Here is an 18970-nt window from a genome sequence, read left to right as displayed (position 1 = left end):
CCTCCCCCCGACGGACACAGCCCATCGCCCCCTACCCGGACAGGCGGCGAAGACGCAGGTCAGGACGGATCCCCGCGGGCGGGCAGCTCGTCCGTCACCAGCAGATCCGGGTCCGGCCTCCGCTCCCGGAGCGCCGCCCGGCCCACCATGTGCGCGGCCACGGGAGCGGTCGCGAGCTGGAACGCGCCGATCAGCACCAGCGTCGTCACGTCCACACCCGTACGCAGCCGCAGCCCGCACCCGAGCAGCACCAGCAGCAGGCCGAGCACCTGCGGCTTGGTGGCCGCGTGCATGCGCGACAGCAGGTCGGGGAAGCGGACCAGGGCGATCCCGGCGGCGAGGCAGAGCAGCGCGCCGCCCGTGAGACACACCACGGCGGCCGTGTCGAGCACCGTGTCGAGGAGGGTGTCAGGACTCATCGCGGCGGCTCCTGACGGCGAAGCGGGCCACGCTCACCGAACCGGTGAAGCCCAGGATGGACAGCACGACGAGCACGGGCAGCGTCGTCGCGTCGCGCCCGGCCGCGGCGGCGGTGGCGACGGCCGCGACGATGACCGCCAGCAGCACGTCGGTGGCCACGATCCGGTCGAGCACGGACGGGCCGCGGACGATCCGCGCCAGGGCGAGCACCCCGGCGCAGGCGAGCAGGACGGTGGTCGTGACGGCGACGATGGTCATACGTGAGTGCCTTTCCTGTCGGCGGACGACTGCGGGGCGACGGGGTCGGGCGCGGCGACGAGCCGCCTCTCGGCCGCCGACCCGACCGCGGCGATGATGCGTTCCTCCAGCCGCCAGATGCTCCGGCGGAACCGTTCGACCTCCGCGCGGGTGCGGACGCCGAGGACGTGTACGTACAGCGTGCCGGTGGCCCGGTCGACGTCGATGACGATGCTGCCGGGCACCAGGCACAGGGCCACGGACGTGAGCGTGAGGTTGAGGTCGGAGCGCACCTTCAGCGGCACGGCGATGACCGCGCTGCTCGGCCGGTGCCCGATGCGGAACGCCAGCGCGGCCACCTGCACGCTGGAGACGACCAGGTCGAGGAGGAACCGGAGGACGAAACGCAGCACCCCCGGCAGGGAGATCCGCCCGGCGAACGTGAGGGGCGGCAGCGGGAACACGGCGAGGACGACGGCCGCGACGGCCAGGCCGCCGATGACGTTCGCCCAGGTGAACGAGCCCCACAGCAGGCACCACACGGTGACCAGCACGGCGACGGCGACGGCCCGGTTGCGGAGCCGGTCCCGCCGGCTCAGCGGCGCCGGGCTCATGGCGCGCCGCCGGGGAAGACGGCCCGCACGTACGGGACCCGGTCGAGCAGGTCGCCGGCGATCGCGCCGCTGAGGTCGAACAGCGGCCCGGCGACGGCGGTGAGCCCCACGCCGAGCACCACCAGCGCGGCCGTGGAGGTGACCATCAGCGAGGGAAGCGTCACGACGGAGCTCCCGCCGTCCCCGTCGGTGCGCGGGGCGCGCCAGAAGGCCAGGTTCCACACCCGGGCGACGGCGTAGAGGGTGAGCAGGCTCGTCAGCAGCCCGCCCGCGACAAGCGCCCAGGCCATCGGGTGCCCCTGCGCGGCCCCGGCCTGCAGCAGCCCGGTCTTGCCGAGGAACCCGGAGAACGGCGGGATGCCGGCCAGGTTGAGCGCGGGGACGAGGAACAGCACCCCGAGCAGCGGCGAGACGCGGGCGAGCCCGCCGAGCCGGTCCAGCGCGGTGCTGCCGCCGCGCCGTTCGACGAGGCCGACGGCGAGGAACAACGTCGTCTGGATCAGGATGTGGTGCACCACGTAGAAGATCGCCGCGGCCAGGCCGAGCACGGTGGTGAGCCCCACCCCGAAGAGCATGTAGCCGATGTGGCTGACCAGCGTGAACGACAGCAGGCGCTTGATGTCGGACTGCGCGATCGCGCCGAGGATGCCGACCAGCATGGTCAGCAGCGCCGCCGCCAGCAGCAGGCCGCCCGTGCGCCCGCCGGGGAACAGCAGCGTCTCGGTGCGGATGATGGCGTACACGCCGACCTTGGTCAGCAGGCCGGCGAAGACCGCGGTCACCGGGGCCGGGGCGGTGGGATAGCTGTCCGGCAGCCACGCCGACAGCGGGAAGATCGCCGCCTTGACGCCGAAGGCGAGCAGCAGCATGCCCTGCAGCATCAGGCGCAGGTTGTCCGGCAGGACGTCGAGCCGCCCGGCGAGCTGCGCGAGGTTGAGCGTGCCGGTGGCCGCGTAGACGAGCCCGATGGCGGTCAGGAAGATGATCGAGGAGAGCAGGCTGACCACGACGTACGTCGTGCCGGCCCGGATGCGGTTCTCCGTGCCGCCGAGGGTGAGCAGCACGTAGCTGGACACCAGCAGGATCTCGAAGCCGACATAGAGGTTGAACAGGTCGCCGGACAGGAACGCGGTGGTGACGCCGGCGGTGAGCACCAGGTACGTCGGGTGGTACACCGACAGCGGCGTCTCCTCGTCCCCGTCGGCCAGTCCCTGACCGATGGAGTACACCAGCACGGCGAGGGTGACGGCGGCGGAGACGACCAGCATGAGCGCGGAGAACCGGTCGGCGACCAGGACGATGCCGAGCGGCGCCGTCCAGCCGCCCACCTCCACGACGAGCGGCCCGTCGAGCGAGGTGAGGACCAGCAGGGCGGCGGCGACGAGCAGGCCCGCGCCGAGCACGGTGAGGCTGACGGCCCGCTGCGCGTTCGGGCGCCGGGCCAGCATCAGCGTCAGCGCCGCGCCGAGCAGCGGCATGACCACCGGCAGGGGGACGAGGGCGGTGGTCATCAGGGCGGCTCCGTCACATGGTCGCGCCGCGGATCGCCGCCGTTGACGCCGTGGAGACCGTTGACGCCGCCGACCCCGTCGGGAAGGTCCGCGTCCTGCTCGGCGAGCCGCACGATCCTGCGGTCCTCGACGTCGTCCTGCACCTCGTCGTGCCCGGTGAGCAGCCAGGTGCGCGAGGCCATCGCGAGCAGGAACGCGGTCATGCCGAGCGTGATGACGATGGCGGTGAGGATCATCGCCTGCGGCAGCGGATCGCTCATCCCCTCCTGCCCGGCGAGGCCGGCGATGGGCGCCGCGCCCGACTGGCCGCCCATGAGGATCAGCAGGTTCACGCCGTTGCCGAGCAGGATCACCCCCAGCAGGATCCGGGTGAGGCTGCGCTCCAGCAGCAGGGTCACCCCGGCGGCGAACAGCACGCCGACCGTGACCACGTAGGTGAGGTTCGGGGTCACACCGGTTCCTCCTTCATCGCCTTCACTGAGGAGTCGTCCATCGAGATGTCGTCGGCCCCGATCGGCGCGCCGAGACTGCGCAGGATGTCCAGCACCAGGGCGACGACGATGAGGTACACGCCGATGTCGAAGAAGACCGACGTGACGAGGTGGACCTCGCCCAGCACCGGCAGGCTCAGGTCCAGCGTCGCGCTCTGCAGCACGTTCCCGCCGAGCAGCATCGCCGCCGCCCCCGTGCCGACGGCGACGAACAGGCCCGCGCCGAGCACGGCGCCCGCGTCGACGGGCGCGGCGGCGTTCAGCTCCGCCCGGCCGCCGGCCAGGTAGCGCACGGTCAGGGCGAGCCCGCAGACCAGCCCGGCGGCGAACCCGCCGCCCGGCGCGTTGTGGCCGGAGAAGAGCAGGTAGACCGAGAGCAGCACGATGACGTGGAACAGCAGCCGGGTGACCACCTGCAGGATGATCGAGGTGTCCTCGGCCGCCGGGCGCGGGGCGGTGGCGAGCCAGCGCCCCGTGACCGGCGCCCTGGACGTCGGCGCCGGGCTGCCCGTACGCCGGCGCAGCGCCGCGCTGCCCCGGAAGATCAGGCTGGCCACGCCGGTCGCGGCCGCCACGAGCACCGCGATCTCGCCCATCGTGTCCCAGGCCCTGATGTCGACGAGGATGACGTTCACGATGTTGTCGCCCCCGCCGTACGAGACGGCCGGGTCGGCGAACCCGGACGAGATCGGCTCGGCCTGCCGGGCGCTCGTGGCGGCGTACGCCATGCCGGCGGCGACCACGCCCACGGCCACGCCGATCGCGGCGCGCCCGCGCCGGCTGGGCCGCCGGGAGAACCTGGGCGGCAGCCGGCGCAGCACGAGGACGAACATCGCGATGGTGACGGTCTCCACCAGGAACTGCGTCAACGCCAGGTCGGGCGCACCGTGCAGGACGAACAGCACGGCGGTGCCGTAACCCGTCACCCCGACCAGGATCATGGCGGTGAGCCGGCGCGACGCGCGGACGGCGATGACCGCCGCGACGATCACCCCGGCGGCGACGACCGCCTGCGCGGGCGTGTCCCAGGCGCGTCCCTCCGCCGACCACGGCCGCCCGGCCAGCATCACCCCGCCGGGCAGCGCGACCAGCACGAGCAGGATGACGCCGAGGGAGAACGGCAGCGAGCCGCGCTGGGTGGCCCCGGTCAGCTCCACCGCGAGCCGGCCCACCCAGGTCAGCACCCGGTCGTAGGCCCGCGCGCCGGTGGACCGCACCCCGCCGGGCAGGCGGGCGGCGATCAGGAACAGGCCGGCGCCCGCGGCGAGCGCCAGCGCGCTCAGCCCCAGCGCGGGCGTGAGCCCGTGCCACAACGCGAGCCGGTACGGCACCACGATCGCGTGCCCGTCCCCGATCTGCGCGTCCCCGATCTGCGCGGCGCCGGCCTGCACGGCGCCGGCGTACACGGTGTCGGCGTACACGGCCAGCATCCGGTCCACCGCCGGCGCGAACCCGCCCACCGCGAGCCCGGCCACGGCGAGCACCGCCGCCGGCCCCGCGAACGTCCACCCGATCCGGCGCGGCCGGGCGGGCGTCACCGCCGGCTTGGTGGCGAAGACGCCCCACAGCAGCCGCAGCGTGTACGCCACGGTGAGCGCCGAGCCGAGCACCAGGCCGCCGAGCACGACCCGCTCCACCACCGAGCCGTGCAGCAGCGCCTTGAAGACCGCCTCCTTGGCGACGAACCCGGCCGTCGGCGGCAGCCCCGCCATCGACGCCCCCGCGAGGACGGCGACCGCCGCCGGCCACGGCGCGCGCCGGCCGAGCCCGCTCAGCTCGCGCAGGTCCCTGGTGCCGGTCGCGCGGTCCACGACGCCGACGACGAGGAAGAGCGCGGCCTTGAACAGCGCGTGCGCCAGCAGCATCGCCGTGCCCGCGAGCGCCGCGTCGCGGCTCCCCGCCCCGAACACCGCCATGAGCAGCCCGAGCTGGCTGACCGTCCCGTGGGCGAGCAGCAGCTTCGCGTCGTGCTGGCGCAGCGCCGCCCACCCGCCGAGGAGCATGGTGAGCGTGCCGGCGACCAGCAGCACCGCCCGCCACGCCGCCACCTCGCCGAACGCCGGCGTCATCAGCGCGGTCAGGAACACCCCGGCCTTCACCATCGCCGCCGCGTGCAGGTAGGCGCTCACCGGAGTGGGCGCGGCCATGGCGGCGGGCAGCCAGAAGCTGAAGGGGAAGATCGCCGACTTGCTGAGCGCACCGAGCAGGACGAGCAGCAGCGCCACCGTCAGATAGGCGCCGTCCGGCAGCGCCCCGGCGAGCTGCGACCACCGGTAGGTCCCGGCGTGCTGCCCGAGCATGACGAAACCGGCCAGCATCGCCAGCCCGCCCAGCGTGGTGACGAGCAGGGCCTGCGTCGCGGCCGCCCGGCTCGCCCGCCGGGCCGCGTCATGGCCGATCAGCAGGTACGAAAGGACGGTGGTCAGCTCCCAGAACACGTACAGCACGAGCAGGTTGTCGCTGACGACCAGGCCGAGCATGGCGCCGGCGAACGCGACGAACAGCGCGGCGAAGCGCGCGAGCCGGTCGTCCCCGGCGGCGAAGTAGCGGGCGCTGTAGGCGAGGACCAGCGCGCCGACCCCGCCGACGAGTACGATCATCAGCCAGCCGAGCGCGCCCACCTGGACGGCGAGTTCGAGGTCGAGCCCCGGCACCCACGGATAGGCTCCGGTGACGGCGCGGCCGGCGAGGATCGGTCCGGTGTTGGCCAGCGCCCACGCCAGCGACGCGGCGGGGACCGCCGCCAGCAGGTAGAGGGCCCGCCGGCCGAGCCGGCGGACCGCGAGGGGCGCGGCCACGGCGGCGAGCGCGTGCGCCGCGACGAGCAGGAGCGCTCCCGGCGCGCCCAGCAGCAGGTGCGGCGCGCTCATGGGGGCTCCGTCAGGGCGGCGGAAGACGTTCCGGCGGGTGCGGCGGTGATGGCGGGTGCGGTGATGGCCAGTGCTGTGACGGCGGGTGCTGCGATGTCGGGCGCTGCGGTGGCGGGCGGCGGAATCCGGGCAGGAAGGCGTCGCTCGTGGTAGATCCTCGGTCTCCGATCCTCAGATGACGTGTTACCGGCCTACGGGCGGGCCTCGGGGACGAGGGAGGCCAGGCGCCGCTCGATCTCGCTCAGCCGGTCCGTGAGCGGGCGGCTGTGCAGCAGGTCGGCGAGCTGGTCGGCCTCCTGCTGGTCGAGCTCCACGGTGTGGGCCGGGGTGTCGGGATCGGCTCGGTCGTACAGGACCAGGGAGTGTTGCCCGGTTCGGGAGACGATGACGGCGAGGCGGTCACCCTCCTGGGTGTCGAGGTGGTGGACGGTTCCGATGCCCGGGACGGTGGCGTGCGTGATGTGCACGGTTGAACAGCTCCTTTCGCCGGATGGTCGTGCGGCCGCCTCGGCAGCGTGCGTGGGCGGATCCGCCCTGCCTCCAGTGTGGTCGCGGGCCGGCGGCGGCACCATCGGGTCCAGCACCCATTTCGAGGGGTGGCCACCATGTAGCCGGCCACGGGAGCGGCCGCTGGTTGGACAGATGCCGGCGGCGTCGGTGAGGCTGGAGGCATGAGCGCGCCGACCAGCAGAAACCAGGAGGCACACCAGGAGACGCCGCCGCGCGTGCCGCGTTCGCCGGCTTCGGCGTTGTTCCGGCGCCTGTTCCTGTTCAACGGGCTCGTCTTCGCCACCGGGCTGACCGCGCTGGCGCTGTCGCCGGCCACGGTGTCCTCGCCGGTCCTGCTGAACGAGCTGCCGATCCTCGCCGTCGGCCTCGCGGCGATGCTCACCGCCAACGCACTGGTGCTGCGCACCAGCCTGGCCCCGCTCGGCGCGCTGACCGTCCTCATGGAGCGGGTCGACCTGGTGCGCTCCAGCGACCGCATCGCCTCCAGCGGCAACGGCGACCTCGGCAACCTGATCGACACCTTCAACGCCATGCTGGACCGGCTGGAGGCCGAGCGCAGCTCCAGCGCCGCGCACGCCCTCGCCGCCCAGGAGGGCGAGCGTCAGCGCATCGCGCGGGAGCTGCACGACGAGATCGGGCAGAGCCTCACCGCGGTCCTGCTCACCCTGAAGCGCGTCGTGGACCGCGCGCCCGCGGAGCTGTGCGACGAGCTGCGCGCGGCGCAGGAGACGGTCCGCTCCAGCCTGGACGAGGTCAGGCGGGTCGCCCGCCGGCTGCGGCCCGGCCCGCTGGAGGACCTGGGGCTCATCAGCGCCATGAACTCCCTGGCCACCGACTTCTCCGCGCTGAGCGGCGTGACGGTGAACCGGCTGCTGGACTCGCGGCTGCCCCAGGTGAGCGGCGACACCGAGCTCGTCATCTACCGCATCGCCCAGGAATGCCTGACCAACATCGCCCGGCACGCCCGCGCCACCCGCGTGGAGCTGTCGCTCCGCGCCGAGGACGGCGCCGTCGTGCTGCGCATCACCGACGACGGCGTGGGCGGCCCGATCCGCGAGGGGGCCGGCATCCGCGGCATGCGGGAGCGCGCCATGCTCATCGGCGCCGACCTCGCCATCGAGAGCGCGCCCACGCGGGGCACCCGCGTACGCCTGACGGTGCCCATCCCCGTCCAACAAGCCGCCGATTCGCGAGAGTGAGTGCATGCAAGCGCAGCCGACCCGGATCCTGCTCGCCGACGACCACGCCCTCGTACGCCACGGGCTGCGGCTCATCCTGGACGCCGAGCCCGACCTGACCGTCGTCGCGGAGGCGGGCGACGGCGCCGAGGCCGTCGAGCTGGCCACCCGCGGCGAGGTCCCGATCGACCTGGCGATTCTCGACATCGCGATGCCGCGCATGACCGGCATCCAGGCCGCCCGCGAGATCTCCCGCCGCGCCCCCGGCGTCCGGCTGCTGATGCTGTCGATGTACGACAACGAGCAGTACTTCTTCGAGTCGCTGAAGGCCGGAGCCAGCGGCTACGTGCTCAAGTCGGTGGCCGACCGCGACCTGCTGGAGGCGTGCCGCGCGGCCATGCGCGGCGAGCCGTTCGTCTACCCGGGGGCGATCACCGCGCTCATCCGCGACTACCTCCAGCGGCACCGGCAGGGCGAGCCGGTGCCCGACACCGTGCTCACCCCGCGCGAGGAGGAGATCGTCAAGCTCATCGCCGAGGGCCACTCCTCCAAGGACATCGCCGGCATCCTGGTCATCAGCGTCAAGACCGTCGAACGGCACCGGGCGAACATCCTGGCCAAACTCGGCCTGCGCGACCGGCTGGAGCTGACCAGGCACGCCATCCGGGCGGGCCTGGTCGAGCCCTGACCCTCCCCGGATCAGCGGAGGGGGTCGAACTCGGCCAGGGCGGCGGGCTGCTTGCCCGTGGTGATCTGCTCGGCCAGCAGCCGCCCGGTGATCGGGCCGTGCGCCATGCCCCACATGCCGTGGCCGCCCGCCACGTACACGGTGGGGGCCGTCGTCGCGCCGACCAGCGGCCGGCCGTCGGCGGTGACCGGGCGCGGCCCCACCCACGTGTCGCTGCGCTCGTCCAGACGCACGCCCTTCAGCAGCGGCCGTACGGAGGCGATGAGGGCCTCCAGCCGGGCCGGCACCTGCGGCGCGTCCGGGTCACGGAACTCCATGGTGCCCGCCACCCGCAGCCCGCCCTGGTACGGCGTGCACGCCACGCGCACGCCCGGCAGGTAGACCGGGCCGTGGACGGGACGCTCGACCGGCACGGTGAAGGAGTAGCCGCGGCCCGCGCGCAGCGGGACGCGCACGCCCCACTGCCGGGCCAGCCGGGGCAGCCACGCGCCGGTGGCCAGCACCACCGCGTCGGCGGACAGCACCGTGCCCTTGGCCGAGCTGAGGATCGCCTTCCTGCCGTCGGTGCGCACGTCGTCGACCTCGACGGCGTACACGGTCGCGCCGCGCCGCATCACGGCCCGGCCCAGGGCGTGCACGAACGCGCCCGGGTCGACGTAGCGCTGCCCGTCGATCCGCACCCCCGTGGTCAGCGCCTCGCCGGCGAGCGGGACCTGCTCGGCCAGCCGCTCGCCGTCCAGCACGGCGTGCTCGACGCGCTGCCCGATCGCCTCCAGCCTGCGCAGCTCGCGCAGCAGGCCCTCGGCCTCGGCGCGGGTGCGGAACGCGGCGGTGATCGGCGCCGCGACCACGGGCGCGGACACGCCGCTGCCGGCCAGCACGTCGTACGCCTCCACGCACTCGTCGTTGAGCGGCAGGTTGGCGCGGGCCGCGCGGGTCCACGACCGCCAGCGGCTGTTGGCCGCGAAGCGGGTCAGGAACGTCCACAGCCCGGGATCGAGGGTCGCGGGCACGTGCAGCGGCGCGGCCGGGTCCAGCAGCGAGCGCAGGCCGTAGCGCACCACGGCGGGCTCGTTCAGCGGGATGGCCAGGCCGGGCGCGATCCAGCCCGCGTTGCCCCAGGACGCGCCGGCCGCCAGGCCGCCGCGGTCGACCACGTCGACCTGGACACCGCGCTCCTGCAGGAACCACGCGGTGGACAGGCCCACGATGCCCGCGCCCACCACGATCACCGAACGCGGCCAGTTGCCGACCATGCCACCCTCCGACGTAGAACGACTCTCGTTGTCCGTGCCAGCATGGCCCGCGTCGCGACCTGCGGCGTTGTGGCCGGACGACAATTTCGGCGCCCCCGTTGTGGCGCGCCCACAACGGGAGCCCGCGGCTCAGGGCCGGTCGTCGTCGCCGGACGCGGCCAGCATGATGGTCATGGCCAGGCGCTGGCGGGGGTCGTCCAGGTCCAGCGGGGTGAGCTCGTTCATCTTGCGCAGCCGGTTGCGCACGGTGTTCGGATGCACGTCGAGGCGCTCGGCGGTCCAGGCGAGGTCGCCCTGGCTCTCCAGCCAGGCCCGCAGCGTGGCGACGAACCGCGTGCCGTGCAGCGTGTCGTGCCGGCGCAGGGTGCTCACCGGGCCGCGCGCCGGGGTCCGGCCGCCGCGCGCGGCGGCGCGCAGCCGCAGCAGGAGAATCTCGTCCCAGGACTCGTCGTAGGCGGGCGGCACGGAACCCGGGCCACCCCCCGGCAGGGCGCTCTCGTGCAGCGCCAGGCACTCGTCGGCCTCCTGGCGGCCCGCGGGCAGGTCCGTGACCTCGGCGGGCGCGCCGATCCCGGCCGCGACACGGACCGGCGCGGGCAGCTCCGCCTGCAGGTCCTTCACCCACTGCCGGGCCGTCTCGGCCTCCTCGCCCGGCAGGAGCGTGTAGAGCGTGTCGCCGAGCAGCGCGCTGCGGCCCGGCCGGGACCAGCCGAAGCCGGTCGTGGCCTGCTCGAAGGCGAGCAGCAGCGCGGCGTGGCGGTCGTCGGGGGTGAACGCGCGCACGGCGACCACCCGCATGGCGCGCGGCGCCAGGCCGAGCCGGCTGGCCGACGTCGCCGCGTCGGCGCCGCCCTCCAGCAGCCGGCCGACCAGGTCGGACTCCACCTGCCGCTCCAGGTCCGCGCTGGCGCGCGAGCGCAGCAGGTGCAGCGCCACCACGCGCGCGCCGTCGGCGAGGGCGCGCAGCCGCTCGCCGGTCAGCGGGGCCGCGCAGCTCACCCACACCGAGCCGAGCAGCTCGCGCCCGGCCCGCACCGCGACCGCCATCCGCCCGGTCAGGCCCTGCTCGGCGTCGGCCGCGACGAACACCGGCTCGTCCGTCGCCGCCAGCCGGGCGAACACCCCGCGCCGCTGCAACCGCTCGCGCAGCCGCTCCGGCACGCGCCGGCCGAGGATGGTCGCCAGCCGGGCGGGGTCGCCCGCCTGCTGGCTGCGGGAGTAGGCGAGGACCCGCGAGTGCCGGTCCTCGATGGTGACCGCCCCGCCGATGACGTCGGCGAGGCTGTCGGCGAGGGCGAACAGGTCCGTCGGGCCCCGCCCCGAGGCGGTCTCCCGGCTCTCCAGGACCAGCCCGTACACCACGCCGGCGAGCTGGCTCCACGACACGGCGGGGTCGGCCAGCAGCACCGCCACGCCGTGCCGGTCCCCGAGCGCGGCGGCGTCCTGCTCGGCGCCGCCGCCCTCGGGAGGACGTACCTCGGGAGGACGTACGAGGACCGCCGTGGCCTGCGCCGCCGCCGCCCACCGCACCGCCTCGGCGGGCGAGGACGCGCCGACGGCCAGCAGCAGGTCGCCGGTGACGTGCCGGTCCGTGGCGTCCGGCATGGCGACGCTGCGCAGCACGGCCGAACGGGCCTCGGGGCGGCCGCACAGCCGGACCCCGTACCCGCCGAGCACGTTGACCAGGCGGTCCAGCGTGATCATGATCACCTCCGATGGGTGGAAGGGGCCGCGCCCCCGAACGTCACGCGGCCTCGTGCCTGCGCTGGCAGTCGATGCAGGTGCGGGCGAGCGGGCGGACCTTGAGCCGCTCGAACGGGATGCCCTGCTCGCAGTGGGCGCAGCGGCCGTAGGTGCCGTCCGCCAGCCGGTCGTAGGCCTGCGACAGCTCGGCGACGGCCCGCTCGGCGGCGGTGATGGAGGCGAGCAGTTCCTGCCAGGTGCCGTCGGCGCCGCTGCCGTCGCGCTCCTGCTCGCGCAGCGCGTCGAGCTGCCGGCGGCGCTGTTCGAGCTGCTCGTGCAGGTCCTCGCGGAGCGACTGGAGCTGCACGGTGCTGAGGTGGGCCCCCGGGAGCACGTTCTCGATCATGGTGGGTCCTTTCTTCGATGACGTGTTCGTCGTTGCGGATCAGTGGGCGGCGGAGGCGAGGCCCGCCGCCAGGCCCGGTTGCAGGCACAGCCGCATCAGGCCGCGGACCGTGGCGTACTGCGGCTGCGCGGCCACCTCGACCGGCAGCCGCAACGTGCCGCGCAGGCGGCGCAGCAGCAGGTCCTCGCGCGCGCCGCCGCCGGTGACCAGCAGGCCGCGGGCGCGTACGGCCGGCAGCCTGCGCACCAGGCCCGCCGTCATGTCGACGACGCCCTCCAGCGCGTACGCCGCCAGCCCCAGCCCGGTCGTGGCGCTGAGCTGCAGGGCGGCCGCGTCCACGACGACGCCCTCGCTGATGGCCACGACCTCGACGATGCCCGCCCCGACGTCCAGCACCAGGCATGGCCGGGGATCGAGCACGTCCAGGCCGGCGCCGACGGCGGCCGCCAGCGGCTCCTCCACCAGCGTCACCTCGCAGCCGGCGGCCTCGGACACCGCGACCCGCACCGCCCGGCGGTCGCTCGGCGACGCCGCGAGCGGCACCCCGGCCAGCACCCGCGCCGGCGGGCGGCCGTCGTAGAGCCGGGTGTCCTGCACCACCAGGCGGACCAGCCGCAGGCAGGCGCCGGGATCGGCCACCATGCCGTGCCGGAGCGGCCGTACCACGTCCGGCGTGCCGGAGACGGACTGCCGCCCCATGACCGCCGACGCCCGGTCGGCGATGGCGTGCCCGCCCACGGCCAGTGACCGGGTGCGCGCGGTGCCGAGATCGAGCGCCAGGAAACGCCGCACCGCGCTCATTCCGGCGGGCGCTGAACTGACAACAGGCATGACGATGATCCGCTCCTGGGCGAAGTCGGTGGAGAACGGCGGTCCGGCACAGGGGCCGGCCACCGTGGGGACGGACGGACTGTCGGAGGCGCGCGCGGCGGCACCCCCCGCCTTCACCAGGTGGGCACGGGTACGGACGCGACGGGCGGGTGTGTGGACGCGCAGTCAGGCTCCGCGGCGTACGTGGCCGTGGAGCCCGTCGGGGAAGACGTCGGCTAGACGGCCGGCGGGCTGCGCGAGCCCGCGGTGCGGTGCGCGAGCTGCTGCGGATCGCGGAAGGCGTCCGCGTCGGAGCCCGGCGACGGCGACAGCGCCAGATGGGCGAGCGTGTCCTGGCTCGCGCCGCGCAACGGCGGCCACAGCGACAGCACGTGGTGCTCGCACAGGGTGTTGCCCTGCGGGGGCAGGCCCTCAGGGTCGGCGTCGAGGCCGCCCACGCTCCACACGGGAGCGGCGGCCGCCTGCGCGGCGGACGAGCCGCCCACCCAGCCGAGAACGCCCGAGGGCAGCAGCGACAGGGCCACCAAGGACAGCACGACCAGGGCCATCACGCCGGTCGGCGCGATGGACCCTCGCGATGCTCTCCACGGTCCCCTCACAGGCCCGACCATAGCCCACGCCACAGGAAAATGACATTTCCCGTCCCGGCGGCTTGCAGGTAGCGTGGCCCGCAATACCCACGTATCGGCCCTTACCCACTCATGCCCGAACAGGAGGAGACGTGCGCAGCAGACTGTCCGCCGTCCTGCTCCTGTTGTCGGCCTTCCTCCTCGGCCCCGGGCCCGGCATCCACCCGCCCGCGTCCGCCGCGACCGCCGTGGCGTCCGCCGGGTGGTGGTGGGGCAGCCCCGCCGCCCACGACAACCAGGACCTGGTGCTGCTCTCGCCGTACCAGGCCCGCGGCGTGCCCGCCCTGCTGCGGCCGCACCCGCTGCGCGGCGGAGCGGCCGTGCTGCCGCTGTGGCTGGCCGTGCTGCCCACCGGCGAGCAGACCGGCCCGCGGGCGCTGCCCATGGCCGCCGCCGCCGACGCGCCCGCCCCGGAGCCACGGCCGGCCGGTCGCCGGGCTCCGGCACGGGCGCCGCCCTCCACGACGCGCTGACGTCTTTTTCCCTTTTTTCGACAGCCTGTGGAGGCTTTCATGTCACGCGCGCCCCTTTGGCGCGCGGTGGCGACGATCGTTCTCGTCGTCACCGCATCACTACTTACGGTGATGAACACGCCACGCCTCGGCCTCGACCTGCGTGGCGGCACCCAGCTCGTCTTCGAGACCCAGGACTCGCCCACGGCCAAGGCCGACGGCGAGTCCACCGACCGCGCCCTCGACGTGCTGCGCCGGCGTGCCGACGCGCTCGGCGTGGTCGACCCGACCCTGCTGCGCTCCGGCGAGCGGCGTATCATCGTCGAGCTGCCCGGCGTGCTCGACCCGCGCCAGGCCGCCGCCGTCATCGGCAAGACCGCCCAGCTCGCCTTCCACTCCGTGACCGGGGAGGCCGGCGAGCCCGCCCCGCACACCGGCGAGTCCGGGCCGGTCCTGGCCGACGAGTCGGGGCAGCGCCTGCGGCTCGGCCCCGCCGTCATCAGCGGCGACGGCGTCACCGACGCCGAGGCCCGCAACGACCCGCAGCAGGGACCGGCCTGGTTCGTCACCGTCGACTTCCGCGACGCCGACGCCTGGCAGAAGCTGACCGGCGACGCCGCCTGCCACGCCCCGGGCGACCCCCGGCGGCGCGTCGCCATCGTCCTGGACAACGAGATCATCTCCTCGCCGCAGGTGGACACCGGTCTCGCCTGCCGGGTCGGCATCCCGGGCGGGACCACCCAGATCACCGGCTCCTTCACCTTCCAGGAGGCCACCGACCTCGCCGTGCTGATCAAGGGCGGTTCCCTGCCCGTCCCGCTCACCCTGATCGAGCAGCGGACCGTCGGCCCCACCCTCGGCGCCCAGGCCATCGAGGCCAGCGCCAAGGCGGGCATCGCCGGTGTGCTGCTCACCGCGCTGTTCATCGCCGTCATGTACCGCCTGTCGGGGCTGATGGCGACGATCGCGCTGGCGGCCTACGGGCTGCTGTCCTACGCCGCCCTGCTCGCCCTGGGCGCGACGCTCACGCTGCCGGGACTGGCCGGGTTCGTCCTGGCGATCGGCATGGCGGTCGACGCCAACGTGCTCGTCTTCGAACGGGCCCGCGAGGAGTACGCCCGCGCGCCACGCCGGGGCCTGCGGCACGCGCTCGACCGGGGCTTCAAGGGCGCCTGGAGCGCCATCGCCGACTCCAACATCACCACGCTGCTGGCCGCCGGGCTGCTGTTCTGGCTGGCCTCCGGGCCGGTGCGCGGCTTCGGCGTCACCCTGGCCATCGGCGTCCTGGCCTCGCTCGCCTCGGCCATGCTCATCACCCGCGTCCTGACCCACCTGCTCGTCGCCCGGTCCGGCCCGCGGCTGGCCCGCTGGTCCGGGCTGACCACGCCGGGCCGGGTCAGGACGTGGATCACGCGCCGCGACCCGAACCTGATGGGGTCCGGACGGCGCTGGCTCGCGGGGGCCGCGCTCCTGGTCGCCGCCGCCGTGGCCGGGCTCGTCGCGCACGGGCTCAACTTCGGCATCGAGTTCACCGGCGGCCGGATGGTCGAGTTCACCACCACCCAGGCGGTGGACGCCGACGCGGCGCGGCAGGCCGTGGCCGGGGCCGGGCACCCGGGAGCGAGCGTCACCGTCTCCGACGACGCCGTGTCGATCCGGGCCGGTCAGGTCAGCGCGGACGACGTCGTCGCGATCGAGCAGGCGCTGGAGTCCCGCTTCGGCGAGGTGACCAAGCAGCGCGACGAGCTCATCGGCCCCAGCCTCGGCGAGGAGTTGCGCCGCAACGCCTTCATCGCGCTCGCCGTGGCGCTCGCGGCCCAGCTCGTGTACCTGGCCTTCAGGTTCCGCTGGACGTTCGGCGCCGCCGCGGTGCTGGCCCTCGTCGTGGACACCCTCGCCGTGCTCGGCCTGTTCGCCTGGCTCGGCAAGCCCATCGACGGGGTCTTCCTGGCGGCCATGCTGACCATCATCGGATACTCGATCAACGACAAGGTGGTGGTCTTCGACCGGGTCCGCGAGCTGTGGCAGGGCAAGCGGCAGGCCCGCTTCGCCGGCATCGTCAACACGGCGATCCTGCAGACCGTGCCGCGCACCGTCAACACCGGGCTCGGCGCGCTGTTCATCCTCGCCGCGCTGGCCTTCTTCGGCGGCGACACGCTGCGGGACTTCGCCATCGCGCTCATCGTGGGCATCGTGGTCGGTACGGCGTCGTCGTCCCTGGTGGCCGGGCCGCTCGCGATCGAGTTCGAACGCTTCAGCAAGCAGCCCCCGCCCCAGCCGCCCGCGCCGCGCACCCGCCGGCGCGAGGGCACGGGCGCCGTCCTGTAGCGGCCAGGTAGCCGGAAGCCGCGCCGTCCGCCGGCGGCGCGGCTTCCGGCGTACGGGGAACCGGCTACCAGCCCTCGGCGACCCGGATGATCGTCCTGCCGCCGCCGCGCCGTGCGGGCGCGAAGGCGTCAGGCGCCTCCTCCAAAGGGCGTACGGCTCCGAGAACCAGGCTGAGCCGCCCGTCCCGGACCCGCTGGGCCAGGTCGGCGAGCCGCGCCCGGTCGGGCTCGACGACGAAGAAGATCGCCCGGCCGTCCTCCGGCCGGACCGTGGGCGGGCGGGCGATCGTGACGAGCGTGCCGCCGGGACGCACCAGCGCGGCCGAGCGGTCCAGCACGTCGCCACCGATCACGTCGAACACCACGTCCGCCGGTCCGGCCTCGTCCAGGGAAGCACCGTCCAGGTCGACGAAGGCGTGGGCCCCGAGCCGGCGGGCGAGGTCCCCGTCGCCGGCCCTGCCGGTGCCGACCACCCGCGCGCCCGCCTCGCGCGCGAGCTGCACCGCGACGGAGCCGACCGCGCCCGCCGCGCCGTGGATGACGACGGTCTGACCCGCGGCCAGGCGCGCGTGCTCGAACAAGCCCTGCCAGGCGGTCAGCCCCGACACCGGCAGCGCGGCGGCCACGGTGTGCTCGACGTCCGCCGGCAGCGGGGCGAGATTGCGGGCCTCCACGGCGACGTACTCCGCCAGCGACCCGTTGCGCGCCCAGTCGGTCAGCCCGAACACGCGCTGGCCGACCGTCAGCCCCGTCGTGCCGTAGCCCAGCTCGGCCACGACGCCGGACACGTCGTGCCCCGGCACGCTCGGCGTGCGGTCGCGGCCCGCCCGGTCGTGCCACGTCGCCGGCCAGTCGAGCTCGCCGCGGGTGAAGCCGGCGGCGTGCACGCGTACGATGACGTCGTTCTCGGCGGCGTGCGGACAGGGCTCCTCCGTGAGCCGGAGCCCCGCCGGCCCGGCCGATCGGTCACGTGCGGTGACGGCCCGCATGGGTCCTCCCTCCGGACGGCGCGGTTGGACTCTCCCCCCGTGGGAGACCTCAAGCTACCGCTGACCCGAGGAGATACATGACCATCCTGCAGGACATCGAAGCCCGTGGCACGCACCACTGCGAGACGACGACGCTCGGGGTGTTGCTGCGGCACGAAGGACTCGACCTGACCGAGCCGATGCTGTTCGGGCTCGGCTCCGGCCTTTCCTTTCTCTACTGGGACGGCAAGGGCATGCCGTTCCCGTTCCTCGCGGGGCGGGTGAAACCGTTCGAACTCACCAGGAACCTGGCCGCCAGGCTGGGGCTGGCCCTGGAGGTCAAGGAGACGACCTCGCCCCGCAAGGCGTGGGAGAACGCGGCGGCCGCCATCGACGCGGGCCGGCCGGTCGGCCTCCAGCTCGACTCCTACCACCTGGACTACTTCCGGACGAAGGTGCACTTCGGCGGCCACGTCGTCGCCATGTACGGCTACGACGAGCACGACGCCTTCCTGGTGGACACCGGGCAGCAGGGGGGCGCGGTGCGTACCAGCAGGGAGGGCCTGGCGCGGGCGCGGGCCGAACGCGGCCCGATGACCGCCAGGAACCGCTCCTTCACCCTCGCCCTGCGCTCGCGTCCCCCGCGCTGGCAGGACCAGATCCTCCCCGCCGTCAGGCAGTGCGCGGACGCCTTCCTCGCCGCCCCCATCGCGAACCTCGGCCACCGCGGCATCGCCAGGACGGCCGAGCGGGTGCCCGGCTGGCTGCGGCGAGCCGATGACCCGCGCCAGGACCTTCCGCAGGCCGCCCTGCTCATGGAGGAGGCCGGCACCGGCGGGGCGCTGTTCCGCGCCCTCTACCGCGACTTCCTGGCCGAGTGCGTCGCACTGCTCGACGACGACCGCCTCCGCACCGGGCACGAACTGTACGCCTCCGCTGTGCGCCTGTGGACGGACGTGGCCGCGCTGATCACCAAGGCGGGGGAGAACGGCCACGCCGGCCCGCTGGAGCAGGCCGCCGCGCTCCTACGGGACCTCGCCCGCATCGAGCACGACGCGATGAAGGCACTGTCACAGGCCGGCCGCTGAGCCCGTGCCTCGCCCGTGCGTCTCAGCCGCAGCACCGGCAGCACCGGCAGCACCGGCAGCGCCACCAGCACCGGCAGGCCCGGCGGCCGGCCGGAGGCGGCCAATCCCGTCCTACAGCCGCCGGCCTACTCCGGCGGTCGCGAGGACCGTACCGATGAACGGCGGCCACGGCGGCGCGAACGGGTCCTGGCGTGCCCGTCTCGACAGCGACGCCGTCAGGGCCGCCACGCCGCACGTGAACATCGCGGGCATGCCCAGCGCGACCAGCTTCACCAACTCGTCCATGAACACGGGCGGCATCCTAGGGAGATGTGGATCACTTTGTGTCGACAGATCCTCAACTGATGCTCAACGTTCCCGCCTCATCCTCGACCCGAGACGTCCGTAGGGCCGCGGCCATGCTCAGTGGGGCCGGTCTGTCACTCGTCCTGCTGTCCTCCGCCGCGCACGCCACCACCGCTGCTGTTCCGGTGCGGCACGTCAAGGCGAGCTGCACGATGCGGGACGGTCAGGAGGCGGAGATCGAGCTCAAGTACCGGACGTCCGGCGGATATCACCGCGTCTCCGACATCATCTTCCGATGGATCTCCGCGGCGCCGATCCACCTGAAGACCGCGCACCTCCGCCTGATGGTGGAACGGCCAGACAAGGACCGGAAGGTCTACGAGGAGACGCTCCACGAGAAGCGCGCCACGACATCATCCCTGACGTCAAGGTCCCGGCCACGCACCGACAGCATCTGACGCATGGCCCTGGCCCCCGGGCGGCTTCTGCGGGAGAGTAGAGCAAGATCGGCGCAGGAGGAGGCGGC

General features: G+C 74.3%; 20 protein-coding genes. 6 read left to right on the top strand and 14 right to left on the bottom strand.

Annotation, left to right across the window (positions count from 1 at the left end; translation table 11 throughout):
* Positions 1 to 59: 59 nt before the first annotated feature.
* The 7 genes from mnhG to SMD20_RS09760 all read right to left on the bottom strand — a co-directional run bounded on the left by mnhG (position 60) and on the right by SMD20_RS09760 (position 6610).
* Entirely contained in the window at positions 60 to 419 is a 360-nt protein-coding gene (gene mnhG / locus SMD20_RS09790) for a monovalent cation/H(+) antiporter subunit G (protein ID WP_329577964.1), read from the bottom strand.
* On the bottom strand, positions 409 to 678 hold the full coding sequence (locus SMD20_RS09785) for a monovalent cation/H+ antiporter complex subunit F (RefSeq protein WP_329577962.1): 270 nt from the start codon (positions 676 to 678) through the stop codon (positions 409 to 411). Before SMD20_RS09785 ends, mnhG begins: the two co-directional genes overlap by 11 nt.
* Entirely contained in the window at positions 675 to 1271 is a 597-nt protein-coding gene (locus SMD20_RS09780) for a Na+/H+ antiporter subunit E (protein ID WP_329577959.1), read from the bottom strand. Before SMD20_RS09780 ends, SMD20_RS09785 begins: the two co-directional genes overlap by 4 nt.
* On the bottom strand, positions 1268 to 2782 hold the full coding sequence (locus SMD20_RS09775) for a Na+/H+ antiporter subunit D (protein ID WP_329592485.1): 1515 nt from the start codon (positions 2780 to 2782) through the stop codon (positions 1268 to 1270). Before SMD20_RS09775 ends, SMD20_RS09780 begins: the two co-directional genes overlap by 4 nt.
* Positions 2782 to 3234: a Na(+)/H(+) antiporter subunit C gene (locus SMD20_RS09770; protein ID WP_442942465.1), complete on the bottom strand. Its 453-nt coding sequence runs from the start codon at positions 3232 to 3234 to the stop codon at positions 2782 to 2784. Before SMD20_RS09770 ends, SMD20_RS09775 begins: the two co-directional genes overlap by 1 nt.
* Positions 3231 to 6143 (bottom strand): Na+/H+ antiporter subunit A, encoded by a 2913-nt coding sequence (locus tag SMD20_RS09765; RefSeq protein WP_329577957.1) that lies wholly within the window; start codon positions 6141 to 6143, stop codon positions 3231 to 3233. Before SMD20_RS09765 ends, SMD20_RS09770 begins: the two co-directional genes overlap by 4 nt.
* Positions 6144 to 6334: 191 nt before the next feature.
* Entirely contained in the window at positions 6335 to 6610 is a 276-nt protein-coding gene (locus tag SMD20_RS09760) for a hypothetical protein (RefSeq protein WP_329577954.1), read from the bottom strand.
* A 204-nt stretch (positions 6611 to 6814) separates the two neighbouring features.
* On the opposite strand from SMD20_RS09760, the gene SMD20_RS09755 reads away from it, so the two are divergent.
* Together SMD20_RS09755 and SMD20_RS09750 are read left to right on the top strand one after the other, a co-directional pair.
* A complete protein-coding gene (locus tag SMD20_RS09755; protein ID WP_329577951.1) occupies positions 6815 to 7852 on the top strand; it encodes a HAMP domain-containing sensor histidine kinase in 1038 nt (345 codons plus the stop codon).
* A 4-nt stretch (positions 7853 to 7856) separates the two neighbouring features.
* On the top strand, positions 7857 to 8519 hold the full coding sequence (locus SMD20_RS09750) for a response regulator transcription factor (protein ID WP_329577948.1): 663 nt from the start codon (positions 7857 to 7859) through the stop codon (positions 8517 to 8519).
* Positions 8520 to 8530: 11 nt separating this feature from the next.
* Here SMD20_RS09750 and SMD20_RS09745 read toward each other — a convergent pair whose 3' ends face one another.
* The 5 genes from SMD20_RS09745 to SMD20_RS09725 all read right to left on the bottom strand — a co-directional run bounded on the left by SMD20_RS09745 (position 8531) and on the right by SMD20_RS09725 (position 13294).
* Complete coding sequence (locus SMD20_RS09745) at positions 8531 to 9775, bottom strand: NAD(P)/FAD-dependent oxidoreductase (protein WP_329577946.1); 1245 nt, start codon at positions 9773 to 9775, stop codon at positions 8531 to 8533.
* A 129-nt stretch (positions 9776 to 9904) separates the two neighbouring features.
* The gene (locus tag SMD20_RS09740; protein ID WP_329577943.1) at positions 9905 to 11479 is read right to left on the bottom strand and encodes a PucR family transcriptional regulator; all 1575 of its coding nucleotides are present in this window, start codon (positions 11477 to 11479) and stop codon (positions 9905 to 9907) included.
* Positions 11480 to 11519: 40 nt separating this feature from the next.
* On the bottom strand, positions 11520 to 11864 hold the full coding sequence (locus SMD20_RS09735) for a TraR/DksA family transcriptional regulator (RefSeq protein ID WP_329577940.1): 345 nt from the start codon (positions 11862 to 11864) through the stop codon (positions 11520 to 11522).
* A gap of 39 nt (positions 11865 to 11903) precedes the next feature.
* Positions 11904 to 12656, bottom strand: coding sequence for a rod shape-determining protein (locus SMD20_RS09730; protein WP_329577937.1), 753 nt, complete (start codon positions 12654 to 12656; stop codon positions 11904 to 11906).
* 254 nt (positions 12657 to 12910) lie between these two features.
* Positions 12911 to 13294, bottom strand: coding sequence for a hypothetical protein (locus SMD20_RS09725; protein ID WP_329577934.1), 384 nt, complete (start codon positions 13292 to 13294; stop codon positions 12911 to 12913).
* Between the two features lie 122 nt (positions 13295 to 13416).
* On the opposite strand from SMD20_RS09725, the gene SMD20_RS09720 reads away from it, so the two are divergent.
* The gene (locus tag SMD20_RS09720) at positions 13417 to 13797 is read left to right on the top strand and encodes a hypothetical protein (protein WP_329577931.1); all 381 of its coding nucleotides are present in this window, start codon (positions 13417 to 13419) and stop codon (positions 13795 to 13797) included.
* Positions 13798 to 13836: 39 nt separating this feature from the next.
* Entirely contained in the window at positions 13837 to 16104 is a 2268-nt protein-coding gene (gene secD, locus SMD20_RS09715; RefSeq protein ID WP_442942464.1) for a protein translocase subunit SecD, read from the top strand.
* Positions 16105 to 16168: 64 nt separating this feature from the next.
* Here secD and SMD20_RS09710 read toward each other — a convergent pair whose 3' ends face one another.
* Positions 16169 to 17092, bottom strand: a complete 924-nt coding sequence (locus tag SMD20_RS09710) for an NADP-dependent oxidoreductase (RefSeq protein WP_329577924.1) — start codon at positions 17090 to 17092, stop codon at positions 16169 to 16171.
* 77 nt (positions 17093 to 17169) lie between these two features.
* On the opposite strand from SMD20_RS09710, the gene SMD20_RS09705 reads away from it, so the two are divergent.
* Positions 17170 to 18159 (top strand): BtrH N-terminal domain-containing protein, encoded by a 990-nt coding sequence (locus SMD20_RS09705; protein WP_329577921.1) that lies wholly within the window; start codon positions 17170 to 17172, stop codon positions 18157 to 18159.
* Between the two features lie 111 nt (positions 18160 to 18270).
* On the opposite strand, the gene SMD20_RS09700 is transcribed toward SMD20_RS09705, so the two are convergent.
* Positions 18271 to 18444 (bottom strand): hypothetical protein, encoded by a 174-nt coding sequence (locus SMD20_RS09700; protein ID WP_329577918.1) that lies wholly within the window; start codon positions 18442 to 18444, stop codon positions 18271 to 18273.
* 113 nt (positions 18445 to 18557) lie between these two features.
* Here SMD20_RS09700 and SMD20_RS09695 point away from each other — a divergent pair, with 113 nt between their 5' ends.
* Positions 18558 to 18902, top strand: coding sequence for a hypothetical protein (locus SMD20_RS09695; RefSeq protein ID WP_329577915.1), 345 nt, complete (start codon positions 18558 to 18560; stop codon positions 18900 to 18902).
* Positions 18903 to 18970: the final 68 nt, after the last annotated feature.

This window comes from Nonomuraea sp. LP-02, from assembly GCF_036289125.1.
Classification (GTDB): Bacteria; Actinomycetota; Actinomycetes; order Streptosporangiales; family Streptosporangiaceae; genus Nonomuraea; species Nonomuraea bangladeshensis.
This window is presented reverse-complemented; position numbering and strand designations above follow the sequence as displayed.